15 protein-coding genes are annotated in these 19,068 nt (G+C 59.0%); 8 read left to right on the top strand and 7 right to left on the bottom strand.

The genetic code is table 11. From position 1 onward, the window contains the following. The first annotated feature begins 1 nt into the window (after nt 1). Nucleotides 2–3,307, top strand: coding sequence for a transporter substrate-binding domain-containing protein (locus ACM1ZW_RS00445; RefSeq protein ID WP_414878085.1), 3,306 nt, complete (start codon nt 2–4; stop codon nt 3,305–3,307). A 49-nt stretch (nt 3,308–3,356) separates the two neighbouring features. After that, nucleotides 3,357–6,299 (top strand): HD domain-containing phosphohydrolase, encoded by a 2,943-nt coding sequence (locus ACM1ZW_RS00450; protein WP_416739997.1) that lies wholly within the window; start codon nt 3,357–3,359, stop codon nt 6,297–6,299. Here ACM1ZW_RS00450 and ACM1ZW_RS00455 read toward each other — a convergent pair whose 3' ends face one another. Both ACM1ZW_RS00455 and ACM1ZW_RS00460 read right to left on the bottom strand, forming a co-directional pair. After that, the gene (locus tag ACM1ZW_RS00455) at nt 6,300–6,782 is read right to left on the bottom strand and encodes a GAF domain-containing protein (protein WP_017337388.1); all 483 of its coding nucleotides are present in this window, start codon (nt 6,780–6,782) and stop codon (nt 6,300–6,302) included. Then, entirely contained in the window at nt 6,779–7,669 is an 891-nt protein-coding gene (locus tag ACM1ZW_RS00460) for an ATP-binding protein (protein WP_017337387.1), read from the bottom strand. Before ACM1ZW_RS00460 ends, ACM1ZW_RS00455 begins: the two co-directional genes overlap by 4 nt. Nucleotides 7,670–7,837: 168 nt before the next feature. Between ACM1ZW_RS00460 and ACM1ZW_RS00465 the strand changes: the two genes are divergently transcribed. Further along, entirely contained in the window at nt 7,838–10,165 is a 2,328-nt protein-coding gene (locus ACM1ZW_RS00465) for a response regulator (RefSeq protein ID WP_416739998.1), read from the top strand. Here the strand turns inward: ACM1ZW_RS00465 and ACM1ZW_RS00470 are convergent. The 3 genes from ACM1ZW_RS00470 to msrB all read right to left on the bottom strand — a co-directional run bounded on the left by ACM1ZW_RS00470 (nt 10,149) and on the right by msrB (nt 11,696). Continuing rightward, nucleotides 10,149–10,610 (bottom strand): MarR family winged helix-turn-helix transcriptional regulator, encoded by a 462-nt coding sequence (locus ACM1ZW_RS00470; RefSeq protein WP_017337385.1) that lies wholly within the window; start codon nt 10,608–10,610, stop codon nt 10,149–10,151. The genes ACM1ZW_RS00465 and ACM1ZW_RS00470 overlap by 17 nt on opposite strands. Further along, nucleotides 10,607–11,092: a glutathione peroxidase gene (locus tag ACM1ZW_RS00475; protein ID WP_017337384.1), complete on the bottom strand. Its 486-nt coding sequence runs from the start codon at nt 11,090–11,092 to the stop codon at nt 10,607–10,609. Before ACM1ZW_RS00475 ends, ACM1ZW_RS00470 begins: the two co-directional genes overlap by 4 nt. A gap of 208 nt (nt 11,093–11,300) precedes the next feature. Then, the gene (gene msrB / locus ACM1ZW_RS00480; protein ID WP_031318585.1) at nt 11,301–11,696 is read right to left on the bottom strand and encodes a peptide-methionine (R)-S-oxide reductase MsrB; all 396 of its coding nucleotides are present in this window, start codon (nt 11,694–11,696) and stop codon (nt 11,301–11,303) included. A 225-nt stretch (nt 11,697–11,921) separates the two neighbouring features. On the opposite strand from msrB, the gene ACM1ZW_RS00485 reads away from it, so the two are divergent. Together ACM1ZW_RS00485 and htpX are read left to right on the top strand one after the other, a co-directional pair. Then, on the top strand, nt 11,922–13,133 hold the full coding sequence (locus tag ACM1ZW_RS00485) for a pyridoxal phosphate-dependent aminotransferase (RefSeq protein ID WP_008030363.1): 1,212 nt from the start codon (nt 11,922–11,924) through the stop codon (nt 13,131–13,133). Nucleotides 13,134–13,451: 318 nt separating this feature from the next. Beyond that, nucleotides 13,452–14,339, top strand: coding sequence for a protease HtpX (gene htpX, locus ACM1ZW_RS00490; RefSeq protein ID WP_017337381.1), 888 nt, complete (start codon nt 13,452–13,454; stop codon nt 14,337–14,339). 106 nt (nt 14,340–14,445) lie between these two features. Here the strand turns inward: htpX and ACM1ZW_RS00495 are convergent, their stop codons facing one another. After that, nucleotides 14,446–15,102, bottom strand: coding sequence for a thiopurine S-methyltransferase (locus ACM1ZW_RS00495; protein ID WP_017337380.1), 657 nt, complete (start codon nt 15,100–15,102; stop codon nt 14,446–14,448). Nucleotides 15,103–15,206: 104 nt separating this feature from the next. On the opposite strand from ACM1ZW_RS00495, the gene ACM1ZW_RS00500 reads away from it, so the two are divergent. After that, nucleotides 15,207–15,974 (top strand): DODA-type extradiol aromatic ring-opening family dioxygenase, encoded by a 768-nt coding sequence (locus tag ACM1ZW_RS00500; protein WP_416739999.1) that lies wholly within the window; start codon nt 15,207–15,209, stop codon nt 15,972–15,974. A 24-nt stretch (nt 15,975–15,998) separates the two neighbouring features. On the opposite strand, the gene ACM1ZW_RS00505 is transcribed toward ACM1ZW_RS00500, so the two are convergent. Beyond that, the gene (locus ACM1ZW_RS00505) at nt 15,999–16,712 is read right to left on the bottom strand and encodes a UTRA domain-containing protein (RefSeq protein WP_017337378.1); all 714 of its coding nucleotides are present in this window, start codon (nt 16,710–16,712) and stop codon (nt 15,999–16,001) included. 350 nt (nt 16,713–17,062) lie between these two features. On the opposite strand from ACM1ZW_RS00505, the gene ACM1ZW_RS00510 reads away from it, so the two are divergent. Both ACM1ZW_RS00510 and ACM1ZW_RS00515 read left to right on the top strand, forming a co-directional pair. Continuing rightward, on the top strand, nt 17,063–18,130 hold the full coding sequence (locus tag ACM1ZW_RS00510; RefSeq protein ID WP_414878081.1) for an ABC transporter substrate-binding protein: 1,068 nt from the start codon (nt 17,063–17,065) through the stop codon (nt 18,128–18,130). Between the two features lie 127 nt (nt 18,131–18,257). Continuing rightward, the gene (locus tag ACM1ZW_RS00515; RefSeq protein ID WP_017337376.1) at nt 18,258–19,064 is read left to right on the top strand and encodes an alkaline phosphatase family protein; all 807 of its coding nucleotides are present in this window, start codon (nt 18,258–18,260) and stop codon (nt 19,062–19,064) included. The last annotated feature ends 4 nt before the right edge of the window (nt 19,065–19,068 follow it).

Below are 19,068 nucleotides of genomic sequence, written 5' to 3' on the forward strand. Positions count from 1 at the left end.
GATGCCCCGTCGCATTAAGGATTATCTGATTTCAGTGGCTGCAGGTTTATGCCTGAGCACTTCAGTACCTGCCTCGCAGATTGCCAGCGAACACTTCACCCTGCTCAGTCGATCGACCCTCCGGCATCTGGACGTCCAACTGGATCCATCGCAACGGCAATGGATAACGAGTAAGCGCGAACTTATCCTGGGTACGTCGGCCCCGGACTATCCTCCTTTCGACCTGACCGTCAGCGGCAAGGACTACGAAGGTTTCACCGCCGATTACGCTGGCATCCTCGGCAAAACCCTCGGTTTACCAGTCAAGGTCCAACGCTTTGCGTCCCGCGGAGCTGCCATCAAGGCACTTGAAAAAGGCGAGGTCGATCTGCTCGGCACAGCCAATGGGTTCGAGGCTCACAATGCCGATATCGCGCTTTCCACGCCCTACGCCGTGGACCAGCCGGTCCTGGTGACACGGGAAGGAGAAACCCGATCCCTGACCGAAGGCCTCGCCGGCTTGCGGCTAAGCATGGTGTATCACTACTTGCCACTGGAGGAAGTCAGGGCCTTGTATCCCAAGGCAACCATTACGTCCTATCCGTCTTACCAGAATGCGATCAATGCGGTGGCTTTCGATCAGGCCGACGTCTTCCTGGGCGACACCATCTCGACCCATTACATGATCAACAAGGGTTACCTGAACAACATCCGCATGGCTAACTTCGGCAAACACGAAGCCCACGGTTTCAGCTTTGCCGTGCACAGGCACAACCCGGAATTGCTCGGGATCATCAATGCCATGCTCATGGCCATCCCCGCCAGCGAACGGCAGAACATCGCCGAGCGCTGGAGTGCCGGCAGTGACATTCTTCTTACCGACCAGAAGTTACAACTCACCGACCCCGAAGAACAGTGGCTGGCGCAACATCCGATCGTGCGCGTGGTGGTCAACGAGGCGCTTGCGCCGCTGTCGTTTTTCGACAGCAATGGCAATTTTCGCGGTGTCACCGCAGACCTGCTTGAACTGATCAGATTGCGCACCGGCCTGCGTTTCGACATCCGTCGAAGCCGAAACGATGACGAGATGATCGAACAGATCAAGGACAATAAAGCCGATGTAATCGCCGCCCTGCTCCCCAGCGCCGAACGTGATACAGCACTGAATTTCACCCGCCCCTATCTGCAAAACTCCTTTGTCCTTCTGACTCGCAAAGCCGCCGACAGCCCGGCAAACCTTGAGCAGCTGGCGGGTAAACGCCTGACCATCGCCCAGGGCAGCCCACTGGTGGATTACCTGCGCCGCGAGTTCCCGCGGATCAGGTTGATTGAAACCCCGGACACGTTCAGCGCGGTGGAATTGCTCGCCGAAGGCAAGGCAGAAGGTGCGGTGAACTCACTGGTCATCGCCAACTACTTCATTTCATCACGGCTTTTCGAGCACACACTTCAGATCCGGACCACCATTGGCACCCGGCAGGCCGCATTTTCCCTGGCGACCGGACGAGAGGCCAAAGAGCTGAACGCCATCCTCAACAAAGCACTCCTGAGCATCGCCCCGGAAGAACTGGGCATCATCAACAGCCGCTGGCGTGGCTATTCGGCGTCCTCGCAAAGCACCTGGCGCAATTACCAGCGATTGTTCTATCAGATCGTGATCGGGGCCGGCGTGCTGCTCCTGCTTTCCGCTGCCTGGAATGCCTATATGCGTCGCCAGATCAAACAGCGTCAGGCGGCCGAGCGTGCGCTGAACGATCAATTGATCGAGCGGCGCCAACTGTTCGAGGAGCTGCGCTGCGCGAAGGAGCGCGCCGATGAAGCCAACCGCGCCAAAAGCACATTCCTGGCAACCATGAGCCATGAGATCCGCACGCCGATGAATGCGGTCATCGGCATGCTCGAACTGACGCTGAAGCGCATTGAGAGCAACCATCCAGATCGTCCGGCCATTGACGTGGCCTACAACTCGGCCAGGGACCTGCTGGAACTGATCGGCGACATTCTCGACATTGCCCGGATCGAGTCCGGGCGTCTGAGCCTGAGCCCGGAAAGAGTTAATCCGAGTGAAATCGTGGGGTCGGTCGTGCGGATCTTCGAGGGTCTGGCTCGTCAGAAAAACCTTGAACTGCTGCTGGAACTCAACCCGGCCAATCCGGCGATCGATGTCCTGCTGGACCCGATGCGTTTCAAACAGGTGTTGTCGAACCTGGTCAGCAACGCTATCAAATTCACGGAACAGGGCCAGGTCAGGATCACCGTCGAATTGCTTGCGACGCCTGAACCCGAGCAAGTCCGGATGCTGTTGCAGGTTGAGGACAGCGGCATCGGGATCAGCGAACAGGATCAACGGCGACTGTTCGAACCCTTCGCCCAGGCCAATGGCACTGGGCAGTCAGGCAGAGGCGGCGCCGGCCTGGGTCTGGTGATCAGTCGGAGCCTGTGCGAAATGATGGGCGGCAGCCTGCGATTGGATAGCCAACCGGGAGTCGGCACGCAGGTCCAGGTTTCTCTGCTGCTGTCCACCCTGCCACTCGAGCAGATGTCGAAAACCACCGAAACACCGATCCACACGTCCACGGCACCCTTGAACGTGCTGGTGATTGACGATCACCCGGCCAATCGCTTGTTGATGTGCCAACAGCTGGAGTTTCTGGGGCATCGATTCAGCGTTGCCGAGGATGGCGAAGCAGGGTTCGAAGCGTGGAAATCAGGGCTGTTCGATCTGGTGATCGTCGACTGCAACATGCCGGTCATGAATGGCTATGAACTCACTCACGCCATCCGCGACCATGAACAGCAATCCGATCGTTCCCCGTGCACCGTTCTGGGTTTTACCGCCAACGCACAACCGGAAGAGCGACAGCGCTGCAAACAAGCAGGAATGGATGACTGCCTGTTCAAGCCGCTGACGCTGTCCGCGTTGAGTCAATGGATCGCAGACATCGAACCGACCGATCGCTCTCCCGCTTTCAGCCTGAAAGGGCTGCACTTGTTGACGGGAGGTAACCCGGCAATGGACCTGCGACTGTTGACCGAACTGCTCAGCAGCAACCGTCTGGACCGACAGGCGCTGCAGGCGTTATCCCGGTCAAATGACCCGCAGTCGTTTCTTGATATCGCTCACAAAATCAAGGGCGCAGCCCGAATTGTCCAGGCCACCCGCTTGATCGACCGCTGCGAAGCGCTCGAACGGGTCTGCCATGAAGTTTTTCATCATGACAACGTCGCCGAATGCAGGAAGGCCGTCGAAGGCGCGATGCTCGAACTGGAGCAGGCATTACTGCAACAAATTGGTCAAAACGACAAAAGCAGAATGATGGAGCCTTAACTATGCTTTGTCGCTGAGCAGTGTGTTAAACCGCATGGAGTGACCTGCAATGCCCAGCCCACTGCGCCCGGACCAACGCCGGTTTCCGTTGCACGTGCATATCAGTGTGATGTTTACCCTGCTGTTGCTCCTGACCGGCGTGGTGCTGGGCATTTTCAACTATCGGCAAACCACGCAGATCATTCTTTCCAGCAGTGAAAAGCTCTTCGAGCGCATCGAGCAGGACGTCCGGCTGGACCTGCACGCCACCTATGAGCCCATCCATCATCTGTTGAGCCTGCTGGTATACAACCCGGCGGCGCAGGCTACGAGCCTGGAACAACGCCTGGCGCTGCTCGGCCCTTTCAGCCAGTCGCTCAAGGACAACCCTGATCTGGCCTCGCTGTACCTGGGCTACGATAACGGGGATTTCTTCATGGTTCGCCCCTTGCGAACCGCCGCCCTGAAAACCCTGCTCAACGCCCCGGGCAATGCGGTGTATCAAGTGTGGAGCATCGAGCGAAACGGCGGCCCGGTGCATTCCCAGTCACTGTTTTTCGATCAGGACCTGAACCTCGTCAGTCGGCAGGACAACCCCGACGACACCTACGATCCGCGAACACGTAACTGGTTTTCCAATGCCCGCCGCGACAGCGATCAGATCATCACCGAACCCTACCTCTTTTTCTCCACTCACAACGTCGGCACCACCCTGGCCCGCCGCAGCGGTGCTCATGCAATCCTGGGCGCGGACCTGACGCTGGCAGAACTGTCCGCGACGCTGGCCAAACATGTCGTCACCCCCAGTACCGAAATCGTCCTGTTCGATGCCGAAGGCAATGCCATCGCTTACCCCGACAGCAGCAAGCTGATCGTCGACGACCAGACCGCCCGCCTGAGCAAGGCCGCCGACCTGAGCCCCAGCCTCGGCGCACTACTGAGCAATCCGCCAACAGGCAATCGGCTGAAAGCCGCTGGCCGTCAATGGATCGTTGCCCGCAGCCGCATGCAGGAGGGTGGTCCCCAGGGATTGCAACTGGCGCTGCTGGTGCCGGAAGACGAATTGCTCGCCGATGCCTACCGCATGCGCTGGCAAGGGGCGTTGATTACATTGGCCACATTGCTGTTGTGCCTGCCGCTGGGCTGGCTGACCTCAAGAATTCTGGTCAAACCCCTGCGCAAATTGGTGCAGGAAGCCGATGCCATTCGCAGTTTCAATTTCAATTTTCCGGTCTCCCGTCGCTCGCCGGTGCTCGAAGTCGACCAACTGAGCGTGTCGATGACCCGCATGAAAGATACCCTGGCAAGTTTTTTCCAGATCACCGACAGCCTGAGCGCCGAGACCCGGTTTGCGCCCTTGCTGGAGCGGGTTTTGTTCGAAACCGTGAAAATCGGCCAGGCCCAGGCCGGTCTGATCTACCTCCGGGAAAATGACGGTGATCGCATGGAGCCTCACGGCCTGGTGATCGACGATATTTCACAGGCATTGCCGGCGTTCGACATTCGCGGCCACGAGCCTGGCGGCCCGCAAAGCCCCGCTTGGATGCTGCAACTGTCGAATGCCGACAATGTGGTGATCAATCTCGGTTTCGAACAGGCGGGGGATTTGCAGAAAGTGCTGCTGGCGATGGGGTGTCCGCGGGTGCACCTGATCGGTATCCGTCTGCACAATCGTCATAACGAAACCGTGGGCCTGTTGATCCTGTTGCTGGAGGATAGCGGCCACCAAAGCGATCTCGAGAAGCTTCGTCCGGACCGCATTGCGTTCCTTCAGGCCGTGTCCGGCGCGGCTGCCGTGAGTATCGAAAGTCAACGCCTGCAAGCCAAACAGAAACAGTTGCTGGACGCCTTCATTCAACTGCTGGCCGGCGCGATTGATGCCAAAAGCCCCTACACTGGCGGTCACTGCCAGCGCGTCCCGGCGCTGACCTTGATGCTCGCCCAGGCTGCCGCGACCAGTCAGGACCCCGCCTTCAGCGGTTATCAACCCACCGAAGACGAGTGGGAGGCGCTGCACATCGCTGCATGGCTGCATGACTGCGGCAAGGTCACGACGCCGGAATACGTCGTCGATAAAGCCACGAAGCTGGAAACCCTGAACGATCGCATTCACGAAATCCGCACCCGTTTCGAAGTGCTCAAGCGCGATGCCTGGGTCAGTTACTGGCAGGCCATTGCCCTGGGCGGTGACGAGCAGCACCTGGCTGAACTGCGCGACGCAACTCTGGCGGGGCTCGACGATGACTTCGCGTTTATAGCCCGTTGCAATCTGGGCGGCGAGGCGATGGCCGATGCCGATCTGCAACGCCTGCGCAGCCTGGCTCAACGGACCTGGACCCGAACCCTGGATGACCGATTGGGTGTTTCCTGGGAAGAGAATCGGCGCCAGGCGCAAACACCGGCACCGACGCTGCCGGTCAGCGAGCCGTTGCTGGCGGACAAACCCGAGCACCTGTTCGAACGCGCCGAGGCCGAACTGATTCCGGAAGACAATCCGTGGGGTTTCAAACTCGACGTGCCGCGCTACAAGTACAACCGGGGCGAACTCTACAACCTGAGCATTGCCCGGGGCACCTTGACTCGCGAGGAACGTTACATCATCAACCACCACATGGTGCAGACGATCCTGATGCTCAGCCACCTGCCCTTCCCCGCCCACCTCAACAACGTTGCGGAAATCGCTGGCGGCCACCACGAAAAAATGGACGGCACCGGTTATCCCAAGCAGCTGAAGCGTGAAGAAATGAGCCTGCCGGCGCGGATGATGGCGATTGCCGATATCTTCGAAGCGCTGACCGCCGCTGATCGCCCCTACAAGAAAGCCAAATCCTTGAGCGAAGCGCTGGGCATCATGGCCACCATGTGCCGGGATGCCCACATTGACCCTGAATTGTTCGGGCTGTTCATCAACGCCGGGATCTATCAGCAGTACGCCGACCGATTCCTTGATCCACAGCAGATCGACGCCGTGGATCCGGAAGGCCTGCTGGCCAAGGCAGGCCTCAAGGCATGATCAGCAATCGGTCAGGCGCAGGAAAATGGCCGCCAGTTTTTCAATGCCGGCTTGATCGTCAGCGGTAAACCGCGCGAGCTTCGGGCTGTCGAGGTCCAGCACGCCGATCAGGCGACCGTCCTTGACCAGCGGCACGACCAGCTCGCTGTTCGACGCGCTGTCGCAGGCGATATGTCCGGGGAAAGCGTGCACGTCTTCGACCAACTGCGTCTGCAATGTCGCCGCCGCCGTGCCACACACACCGCGACCGAACGGGATGCGCACACAGGCGATTTGCCCCTGGAACGGACCGAGCACCAGCTCTTCGTTGCGATTGAGGTAGAAACCGGCCCAGTTCAGGTCATCCAGTTGGTTATACAGAAACGCGGAAAATTGCGCGGCGTTGGCGATGAAGTCCCGCTCGTCCGCCAGCAAGGATTCCAGCTGTGCGTGCAGCATGCCGTAGCCTTCGAGGCCCTGGCCGCTTTGTTGTAAATCGATCATGCCTTGTGCTCCAACAGCTTGAGCCCGACCCAATAGCGGGCAAATTGATAGGCGCAACGTCCGTTGCGATTGCCCCGGCCGGTAGCCCAACGCACCGCGAGGATGTCCAGCTCTTCGTCACGTTGCCATTTCAGGCCGGCCTTGTCGGCCAACTGACCGATCCAGTGCTCGACCACATTGAGGAAGTGTTCCTGGGTAAACGGATAGAACGACAGCCACAGGCCGAAGCGGTCCGACAGGGCGATCTTGTCTTCCACGGCTTCGCTGGGATGCAGCTCGCCGTCGACCCGTTTCCAGTTCTCGTTGTCGCTTTCCTTTTCCGGCACCAGATGGCGACGGTTGGAGGTGGCGTACAACAAAACGTTATCCGGTGCCTGCTCGAGGGAACCGTCGAGCACGCTCTTGAGCACGCGATAATCACCTTCGCCCGATTCGAACGACAGGTCATCGCAGAACAGCACGAAGCGCTGGGGCAACCTGGCAATCTGTTCGACCACCCGTGGCAGGTCCGCCAGGTGGTCGCGCTCGATTTCGATCAGCCGCAAACCGGCCTTGGCATGCTCGGCCAGCAAGGCACGCACCAGCGACGATTTACCGGTGCCACGCGAGCCCCAGAGCAAGGCGTGGTTGGCCGGCATGCCGTCGATGAACTGTTGGGTATTGCGCCCCAGCTGTTCCAGTTGCCGGTCGACGCCGATCAGGTCGGACAAACGCATGTCGAGGCTGACGTGCAGCGGCAACAGAAAACCGCTGCGACCCTCGCGTTGCCAACGTGCAGCCAGGCATTGCGTCCAGTCGATGGATTGTCGAGGTGCAGGCAGCAACGGTTCGATTCGAGCCAGAACGGCATCGGCGCGTTCAAGAAAAGCATTCAATCGGGAATCCACGTCTTCTCCTCGGGCACGTTCACAGTAATGATGGCGCTACAGCGACGAAACACGGCGGTCGGTGCCCGGGTCATCCCTTGTTGCACAAGGGCTCGCGAGAACATCGGTATCCATGCATGATCGACTATGCTTGAGCAGCGAAGGGAAACGGAAGTGGTTCAACACCCCATGGATATCAAGTTCACCAACCGGCTGTCCTACAAACAAGCCCGGCTTACCGTGCTGGTCGGTTTCATTCTGGGCACGCTGCTCAGCCTGCTGCAAATAGGCATCGATTATGCCAGTGAAGACGCCTCCATCAACCGGGAAATACTGTCTTTACTGGAAATCAGCCATAACCCCGCCTCGCGCATTGCCTACAACATCGACGCCGAACTCGCCCAGGAACTGACCTTGGGCCTGCTGCGCTCACCGGCGATCATCGGCGCGCAACTGACCGACAACAACGGCACCGTGCTGGCCAGCGTCAAGCGGCCTGGCGTGCAGAGCGGCTATCGGGTGATCAGTGACTTCCTGTTCGGAGCCGACCGCGCGTTCGAAGACCGTCTGTATCTGGATCACTTGCCGAGCGAATCCCTCGGCACACTGCGTCTGGATGTCGACACCTATTCATTTGGCAACCGGTTCCTGCGCCGGGCCGAAATCACCCTGCTCAATGGGTTCGCCCGCAGCCTGCTCCTGACCGGCATCCTGCTGGCGTTGTTCTACGTGATGCTGACCAAACCGCTGGTGCGAGTCATCCGCGAACTCAGCAGCCGCGATCCGCGCAGCGTCGAACCGACCTGGCTGGAGTACCCGGCGGGCCATGAAAACGATGAGATCGGTGTGCTGGTCAAAGTTGCAAACCAGCAGTTTGAAAACATCGCTACCGAAATCCAGCAGCGACGTAACGCCGAAAACCGCCTGACCGACTACCTTGGGCAACTGGAAAACATCGTGTCTGCGCGCACCGCAGAACTCAAGGCGATCAACACCCGGCTCAGCCAGTCCAATCAGGAACTGGAAGTCGCACGCAGCACGGCCCTGGACATGGCGGAAGCACGCTCGGTGTTCCTCGCCAACATGAGCCACGAAATCCGCACGCCCCTCAATGGATTGCTGGGGATGATCGCCCTTTCCCTCGACGGCCCGCTGAATGCCGAGCAACAGCAACAACTGTCCATCGCCCATGACTCGGGCAAAGTGCTGGTGGAATTGCTCAACGATATTCTCGACCTGTCGAAATTCGATGCCGGCCAGCTCGAGCTCGAACACATTCCGTTCGACCTCGGCTCACTGATCGAGGACACCGCCAACCTGCTGTCGCAGAACGCGGCGCCCAGCGTCGAGCTGACGTGCCTGATCGATCCGGCTTTTCCGGCGCTGGTGCTCGGCGATCCGACTCGCGTGCGGCAGATCGTCAGCAATCTCTTGTCCAACGCGCTCAAGTTCACCCGGTTCGGTCGGGTCGATGTGCGCCTGTCGACCTTCGAAGAAGGCGTCAGAATCGAAGTCTGCGATACCGGCATCGGTATCGCCCAGGACGCTCAGGTCAAGATCTTCCAGCCCTTTACCCAGGCCGGCGCGGGTATTACCCGACAATTCGGCGGCACCGGGCTGGGGCTGGCGTTGACCTACAACCTTTGCGAAGCCATGGAGGGGCGCCTCACCATCAGCTCGGAAGCGGGTTTCGGCAGCCAGTTCTGCGCCGATCTGCCACTGCCCTGCCACACCCGCGCCCTGCCACCGGCGACACTGCGCGGCAAGGTCATCGCGATTACCGCTGCCAGCAGCGGCCTGGCAGAGCTGTTGAAAAGCCTGTTGCCGGGATGGGGACTCGATTACCAGCAACGCTCGATCGATGACTCAATGATTGGTCTGAAGCCCGACATGGTGATCACCGATTGTCCGGAATGCCTGTTTGGCCTGCGCCCCAACTGCACCGCGCCCATTTTGCTGGTGACCGCTTATGGCAGTTTCATGCCCAGCGAACAGGCCAGCGCCCTGGCCCCCCTGCAACAACAGGCGCGGCCGTTGGCACGTAATGCGCTTTACCAGACACTGCGGCGAATCCTGCAACCGGAAGTCAACATCCTCAACGATGCACGCCTGGAAGCCCTCTCACCTCAGCGACGCGGTCGGGTACTGCTCGTGGAGGACAATCCGGTGAATCAGTTGGTGGCCAAGGGCATGCTCGGAAAACTCGGCTGCGAGGTGATTGTCGCGGCTCACGGCGGTGAAGCGCTGGATCAACTGGAACACAGTGAGTTCGATCTGGTGCTGATGGACTGCAACATGCCGGTGATGGATGGCTACGAAGCCAGTCGGCAAATCCGTCGCAGCGGGCGCTGGCCGCAGTTGCCCATCGTCGCCCTGACCGCCAACGCCATGTCCGAAGAGCGCGAACGCTGCCGTGCGGCGGGCATGAGCGATTACCTGGCCAAACCCTTCCGGCGCGAAGAACTGGCTGCGCTACTGGATTTATGGATGCCGACTACGACTACGACAACGACCTGATCTGCCCCAGCAGGTGATCGAGACCATCGCGCAAGTCATTGAGCCGGTCCAGATCGACGCCGCTGTCGCACAGCAAGCGGGCCTTGAGCGGTCCGACCTGATCACGCAATGCCTTGCCGGTTGGCGACAGGCTCAGGTGCACCTCGCGCTCATCCCGCGCCGAACGTTGGCGCTGAACCAGTTGCAACTGCTCAAGTCGCTTGAGCAGCGGCGTCAACGTGCCGGAGTCCAGCGCCAAACGCTCGCCCAGCGCCTTTACCGTAGGTTGATCAGGTGCTGCCTCCTGCCATTCCCACAACACCAGCATCGCCAGGTATTGCGGATAGGTCAGGCCGAGCTGATCAAGCATTGGCTTGTAGGCACGGATCACCGCCCGCGAGGCGGCGTACAGTTTGAAGCAGAGTTGGCTGTCGAGCTTCAGGGAATCGACGGACAAGGTGTTCATTTGAGCAGGGCTTCGATCTCGCGGCTCAGGTCCTGCGGCTTGGTCGCCGGAGCGAAACGCTTGACCAGCTGGCCGTCCTTGCCGATCAGGAACTTGGTGAAGTTCCACTTGATGCCTTGGGAACCCAGCACACCCGGCGCACGTTTTTTCAACTGCACGAACAGTGGATGGGCGTCGGTGCCGTTAACGTCGATCTTTTTGAACAACGGGAAACTGACACCGTAGTTCAGCTCGCAGAACTCGGAGATCGCCCCTTCGTTACCCGGCTCCTGCTTGCCGAACTGGTTGCAGGGAAAACCGAGCACCACCAGGCCCTGGTCCTTGTAGGTCTGCCACAGCTCCTCGAGGCCTTTGTATTGCGGAGTAAAGCCGCATTTGCTCGCGGTGTTGACCACCAGCACCGCTTTGCCGGCGAAGTCAGCCAGGGTCTTTTGCTCACCCTTGATGGTGGTGCACGGGATGCTCAGCAGGTTGTCGCTCATGATGTGCGCTCTGATGTGAAGGAATATGAGGCAAACATAGCGAGCAATTGAATTGTGTGCAATTTAATTAATAGGTATGACGGATCACTGAACGACAGTTGGCGCAGGAGCTGCCGAAGGCTGCGATCTTTTGATCTTGATCTTCGGCAATCGCGAGAAAACCAAGATCAGGAGATCGCAGCCTTCGGCAGCTCCTACAGGGGTCGCTTTACGAGCGCGGCACCAGGTCCAGGCACACCGAGTTGATGCAATAACGCAAGCCTGTCGGCGGCGGACCGTCCGGGAATACGTGCCCCAGGTGCGCATCGCATTTGGCGCAGACCACTTCGGTGCGGATCATGCCGTGGCTGACGTCACGGATCTCGACCATGGCGCTGTCGCCGATCGGGGCATAGAAGCTCGGCCAGCCGCAACCGGAATCAAATTTGGTCTTGGAGTCGAAAAGCGGCTCGTTGCAGCAGATGCAGTGGTAAATACCGTCGATCTTGCTGTCATTGTATTTGCCGGAAAACGGGCGTTCGGTGCCCTTGAGGCGGCAAACGTTGTATTGCTCCGGATCGAGCATCGCCCGCCATTCTTCCAGGGTTTTTTCCAACTTTTCCATCATCACACCTCGGCAGCTGAAAAAGCCCGATCTGTACCTTTTCCACGGATCGGGCGGCACGTATGATTGCGCCTCGTCAAACGCCAGTCTGGCAGCCAGACCACGCGCATTCAAACGGATTTATGAGTGCTGCCTCTCAAGGCGTCAGCCTGTGTGAATACGCAGGATTCCCAGTACGGTGGTTCAGACGCCGCCTGGATCGTTCATTTTCGGGAACACATCGCCATGCAGGTCAGCAAATCGAACAAGCTCGCCAACGTCTGCTACGACATTCGCGGCCCAGTGCTCAAGCACGCCAAACGCCTGGAAGAGGAAGGCCATCGCATCCTCAAGCTGAACATCGGCAACCCGGCGCCTTTTGGTTTCGAAGCGCCGGACGAAATCCTCCAGGACGTGATCCGCAACCTGCCGACGGCCCAGGGCTACAGCGACTCCAAGGGCCTGTTCAGTGCGCGTAAAGCCGTCATGCAGTACTACCAGCAGAAGCAGGTAGAAGGCGTCGGCATTGAAGACATCTACCTGGGCAACGGCGTTTCCGAACTGATCGTGATGTCGATGCAGGCCCTGCTCAACAACGGCGACGAAGTGCTGGTGCCGGCTCCCGACTATCCGCTGTGGACTGCCGCCGTGAGCCTGTCCGGCGGCAACCCGGTGCATTACCTGTGTGACGAACAGGCCAACTGGTGGCCGGACCTGGCCGACATCAAGGCCAAGATCACCCCGAATACCAAGGCGCTGGTGATCATCAACCCGAACAACCCGACCGGCGCGGTGTATTCCAAGGAAGTGCTGCTGGGCATGCTGGAGCTGGCCCGTCAGCACAATCTGGTGGTGTTCTCCGATGAGATCTACGACAAGATCCTGTACGACGACGCCGTGCACATCTGCACCGCTTCGCTGGCGCCGGACTTGCTGTGCCTGACCTTCAACGGCCTGTCCAAGTCCTATCGCGTCGCCGGTTTCCGTTCCGGCTGGATTGCCATCTCCGGGCCGAAACACCACGCGCAAAGCTACATCGAAGGCATCGACATGCTGGCGAACATGCGTCTTTGCGCCAACGTGCCGAGCCAGCACGCGATCCAGACCGCCCTCGGCGGCTACCAGAGCATCAATGACCTGGTGCTGCCGCAAGGGCGCCTGCTGGAACAACGCAACCGAACCTGGGAATTGCTCAATGACATTCCCGGCGTGAGCTGCGTCAAGCCGATGGGTGCACTGTATGCGTTCCCGCGCATTGACCCGAAAGTCTGCCCGATCCACAACGACGAAAAATTCGTGCTCGACCTGCTGCTGTCGGAAAAGCTGCTGGTCGTACAAGGCACCGCCTTCAACTGGCCATGGCCGGACCACTTCCGCGTGGTGACCTTGCCGCGCGTCGACGACCTGGACATGGCCATCGGACGGATTGGCAACTTCCTCAAATCCTATCGCCAGTAATCGGACTGGCCGCGTGCGACTTTTTAACGAAAGTCGCACGAGGATCAATTCAGCAACATATCTTTACCCCTTGCCGGGCATCCCCGCTTCAATTGTTCACCGGCTTCATGTTTCGTGGCTGCGTCCAACAATGGCGGGGCTTGCGATGCGAATCGGCTGACAATCGCTTCCCGTATCCACGTCGGAAATGTCCTGCAAGCGGCTAGACTCTTGCTGTAGGACACAGTTTGAAATAGTCACCCGGTTGAATAGCCCGGTGCAGCACCTTATATACCCCGCAGTACGCTACATCTTTAGCAAAAGGAGATTTCTACAACCATGATGCGCATCCTGCTGTTTTTGGCCACTAACCTGGCGGTCGTGCTGATTGCCAGCATCACCCTGAGCCTTTTCGGCTTCAACGGGTTCATGGCGGCCAATGGGGTTGATCTCAACCTCAATCAGCTGCTGATTTTCTGTGCGGTCTTTGGTTTCGCCGGTTCGCTGTTCTCGCTGTTCATCTCCAAGTGGATGGCGAAAATGAGTACCAGCACCCAGATCATTACCCAGCCGCGCACACGTCATGAGCAATGGCTGCTGCAAACGGTCGAGCAACTGTCCCGCGAAGCCGGGATCAAGATGCCGGAAGTCGGGATTTTCCCGGCCTACGAGGCGAACGCCTTCGCCACTGGCTGGAACAAGAACGACGCACTGGTCGCGGTCAGCCAGGGCTTGCTCGAACGATTCTCGCCGGATGAGGTGAAAGCCGTTCTGGCCCACGAAATCGGTCACGTGGCCAACGGTGACATGGTCACCCTGGCACTGATCCAGGGCGTGGTGAACACCTTCGTCATGTTCTTCGCACGGATCATCGGCAACTTTGTCGACAAGGTGATCTTCAAGAACGAAGAAGGCCAGGGCATCGCCTACTACGTGGCGACCATTTTCGCCGAACTGGTCCTGGGCATTCTCGCCAGCGCCATCGTCATGTGGTTCTCGCGTAAACGTGAATTCCGTGCAGATGAAGCCGGTGCTCGCCTGGCGGGCACCAACGCGATGATCGGCGCGCTGCAACGCCTGCGCGCTGAACAAGGCCTGCCGGTGCATATGCCGGACACCCTGAGCGCGTTTGGTATCAACGGTGGCATCAAACAAGGGTTGGCTCGCATGTTCATGAGCCACCCGCCGCTTGAAGAGCGTATCGACGCACTGCGTCGTCGGGGCTGAGCGGTTCCGCAATAAAGAAAAGGCCCGCAGTGATGCGGGCCTTTTTTTGTCTGAATTGTGTGGTGCTGACACTGGCCTCATCGCCGGCAAGCACAATCAACACAACTTAATGACTGGAAACCCGATAAACCCGTTCCTCAAGCCGCGTCACGCCGCTCTCGATGAACTTCCAGCTCTCACCCAGGACATCCTGGTCTTCCAGAATCTTCAGCGACCACACCGCGCCGAACAACCGTTGCACTTCATCATCAGGCACGGCAAACGGCGGCCCGTCTTTTTGCGCCTGGTCGTAATCCAGCGTGATCAAAAGCCCCAAAGTGTCTTTCGGCAGAATCCGGTTCAGATGAGCCGCATATTGCTCTCGCATCTTCGGTGGCAAGGCTATCAACGCTGCGCGGTCGTACAGAGCGCTGCAATCGGCAACATCGCCGGCAGTCAGGGCGAAGAAATCACCACACCAGATCTCGATCGACCCCGCCCGATACACCGTAAAAGGCCCTTGATCGCTGACATCCGGATCAAATTGGTGCTCGTGGAAAAAGTCTTCCACCGCTTTTTCCGACAACTCGACACCCAAGACTTCGTGACCGCATTTCGCCAGCCATAGCAAATCCAGGCTTTTCCCACATAACGGCACCAGTACGCGCGTCCCGTCCTCCAGGCCCAACTGAGGCCAGTACCGTTGCAGATATGGATTCACTTCCGGCAGATGAAAGCCGATCTGATTCGACGTCCACCGCTTGTGCCAAAACTCCGGCTGCATAAATATCTCCGAAAATTCGATCAAAACACCCTAAAACTTATATTAGATTTAGATCAATGATCTGACTGAAGATGACGCCCATCTTAACTCTCAGGAGCTCATTCATGTTGCCCAGCCTGTATATATCCCATGGCTCACCCATGCTGGCCCTGGAACCCGGCGCTAGTGGGCCGGCTCTCGCGCGCCTGGCTGGCGAGTTGCCAAAACCCAGGGCCATAGTGATTGTTTCCGCCCACTGGGAAAACAATGAACTGTTGGTCAGCGGCAATCCGCACCCTGAAACCTGGCATGACTTCGGTGGCTTTCCCAAGGCATTGTTCGAGGTGCAATACCCGGCACCCGGCGATCCACAGTTGGCCGCAGAGGTTGTCCAGTTGCTGAAGCGCAGTGACTTGCCCGCCCGCATCGACACCGAACGACCTTTCGACCATGGCGTATGGGTGCCTTTGTCGTTGATGTACCCGCAAGCCGACATTCCGGTGGTGCAAGTCTCGCTGCCTACACGCGGCGGCCCTGCCCTGCAAACCCGCGTCGGGCACGCACTGGCCAGCCTGCGCGAACAGGGCGTTCTGTTGATCGGCTCCGGCAGCATCACCCATAACCTGCGCGAACTGGACTGGCATGCGGGTCCCGAAAGCGTCGAACCGTGGGCCAGGGAATTCCGCGACTGGATGATCGAAAAACTCGAAGCGAACGATGAAGCCGCGTTGCATGACTATCGTCAGCAAGCACCGAACGCTGTGCGCAACCACCCGAGTGATGAGCATTTGTTGCCGCTGTACTTCGCCCGTGGTGCTGGCGGGACTTTCAGCGTCAGCCATAAGGGGTTCACCATGGGTGCCCTGGGCATGGACATTTACCGCTTCGGATAATGAAAGAACCTGCGGCGGCCAGGCTCAGACCACATCAACGCCGACATGAATCGCATCGTGCCGCCAAAACTCCAGGTCACAATCGATCAGCCGCTCATGCTGGTCGTAATTGACCCGGGCGATGCGCAATCCAGGGCTCCCGACCGACACCCGTAGCGCCGCAGCGGCATCCGCCGACAGCGCCGTCGGCACGATCTCGAAACGCACCCGCCCGTAGTGCAAGTCGTAATGCCGCGCGTACAACTCGGTAATCGACTGATTCAAATCAAACTCCAGGATCCCCGGAAAATACTGCGGATTGAGGTAGTGCTCCACATACAGCACCAGCCGCTCATCAATCCGCCGAGCCCGGCAGACCTGAATCACACTCGACAACGCCGGCAACTGCAGCCAGGCACAGACCGCTGCCGACGCCGGTTGCAGCCGTGCCGAAATCACTTCGGTGGACGGCACCCGCCCCTGAGCGCTGACCATCGCGTGAAAGTGACTGCGCTGCATCAGGTTATAAGCCAGGCGCGGCGGCGACACGAACCAGCCCCGACGCTCCTCGCGATAAATCTGCCCTTGGGCTTCCAACTGCAACAATGCTTCGCGCACGGTTATGCGTGTGGTGCCGAATAACTCACTGAGCTTGCGCTCCGCCGGTAACTTGCTGCCGGGCGCCAGCAGCCCGTGATCGAGTTGTTCCTGAAGAACCTGCCCGATAGCTGTCACCGCTTTGGTTGTCTCGATGCGCATCAACGTTACCTATCTGGACTAGACCAGCACTGTTTCGGGGCGAAACCGTCATTGGAAACGGCTCCTTCAACTATCAGCAAGCCTAGGCACTCCAGATGACTGACAGATGACAAAGGCGCTGAACGGTGCTGTCAGGTGCCTGCAATTTCATGGCCAAGTCCTTTCATATCAGCTCTTTAGCCATGGTCTACGCTTATCCCGAAGCCTGAGCGCTGTTGCACAAAAAATGGAGGCGGACCGCTGATCGACATCAAAATGTCATCAGAGGCGCCTAAATTGGCTCAGGTATTGCTGACCTAGACCAACACCACCGCAATCGCAGCGTTGATAACGACCAAAGGAGCTTCGGAATGAAACAGCTTTTCCTGGCATCACTGTTAGGCTCGACCATTGCCCTGTGCACCGCCGCCATGGCGGCTGATACCGATCTGAAAACCCTGGAAGCCGCTGCGAAAGCGGAAGGTGAGGTCAACAGCGTCGGCATGCCCGACAACTGGGCCAACTGGAAAGGCACCTGGGATGACCTGGCCAAGAACTACGGCCTGAAACACATCGACACCGACATGAGCTCGGCCCAGGAAATCGCCAAGTTCGCCGCTGAAAAAGACAACGCCAGCGCCGACATCGGCGACGTCGGTGCAGCATTCGGCCCGATCGCAGTCAAGCAAGGCGTGGTCCAACCGTACAAGCCAAGCACATGGGCTCAGGTTCCTGACTGGGCGAAGGACAAGGATGGTAACTGGGCACTGGCCTACACCGGCACCATCGCCTTCATCATCAACAAAAAATTGTTGCACGGCTCCGATGCGCCAACCAAATGGGCTGACTTGAAAGACGGTAAGTACAAGGTCTCCATCGGCGACGTGAGCACTGCGGCCCAAGCTGCCAACGGTGTGCTGGCTGCTGCTCTGGCCAACGGCGGCGACGAGAAAAACCTCCAGCCCGCACTGTTGCTGTTCGCCGACATCGCCAAGCAAGGTCGTCTGTCCATGTCCAACCCGACCATCGCCACGATGGAAAAGGGCGAAATCGAAGTTGGTGTGGTCTGGGACTTCAACGGTCTGAGCTACAAGGCGAAGATGGCGAATCCGGATGACTACACCGTACTGATTCCATCCGACGGCTCGGTGATTTCCGGTTACACCACCATCATCAACAAATACGCCAAGCACCCGAACGCCGCCAAACTGGCCCGCGAATACATCTTCAGCGACGCCGGCCAGATCAACTTGGCGCGCGGCAACGCTCGTCCGATCCGTGCCGAACACCTGACATTGCCGGCCGATGTTCAGGCTCAGTTGCTGCCTAACGAGCAGTACAAAAAAGTGACTCCGATCAAGGACGCGGACGCGTGGGAGAAGACCTCCAAGGCCCTGCCGCAGAAGTGGAACGAAGAAGTCATCGTCGAGATGAAATAAAGCTGCAGGAGCCGGCTTGCCGGCGATTGCATCACTGCGGTGCTCCGTCAGACCGCGGCGTATGGATCGCCAGCAAGCCGGCTGCTACACATTTTATCGATCCACCTGTTTCGCGGAGTTCCGCCCTATGAAGCACAACGTCATCCTTGTCGTGCTCGACGGCCTCAATTACGAGGTTGCGCGCCACGCCATGGGGCACTTGCAGGCTTACGTTGGCGCAGGACGCGCGGCGCTCTACAAACTGGAGTGCGAACTGCCGGCCCTGTCCCGCCCACTGTATGAATGCATCCTGACCGGCGTCACGCCGATCGACAGTGGCATCGTCCACAACAACGTCTCGCGCCTGTCCAGTCAGCGCAGCATCTATCACTACGCCACCGATGCCGGTCTTAAAACTGCCGCCGCGGCCTATCACTGGGTGAGCGAGCTGTATAACCGTTCGCCGTTCGTAGCCGCCCGGGACCGTCACACCGACGATCCCGAAATGCCGATCCAGCACGGACATTTCTACTGGAACGACCATTACCCGGATTCGCACCTGTTCGCCGACGCGGAAAACCTGCGCCTGCGGCATGCACCGAATTTCCTCCTGGTACACCCCATGAACATCGACGACGCCGGGCACAAGCACGGCCTCGACACCCAGCAATACCGTAACAGTGCCCGTTCGGCGGACATCCTCCTCGCGGACTACCTGCAAGGCTGGCTCGACGCCGGTTACCAGGTGCTGGTCACCGCCGACCACGGCATGAACAACGATCGCTCCCACAACGGCCTGCTGCCCGAAGAACGCGAAGTACCGCTGTTCGTGCTCGGTGATGCATTCAGTTTCAACACCAGCGCTGCGCCCAGGCAAACCGAGATCTGCGGCACCGTCTGCGAACTGCTGGGTGTGACCCACGACAAACCTGTGTGCCGGGAGCTGCTCAAGTGAACGC

Origin of the sequence: Pseudomonas sp. NFX71, assembly GCF_048079215.1 — a bacterium.
Classification (GTDB): Bacteria; Pseudomonadota; Gammaproteobacteria; order Pseudomonadales; family Pseudomonadaceae; genus Aquipseudomonas; species Aquipseudomonas fluorescens_B.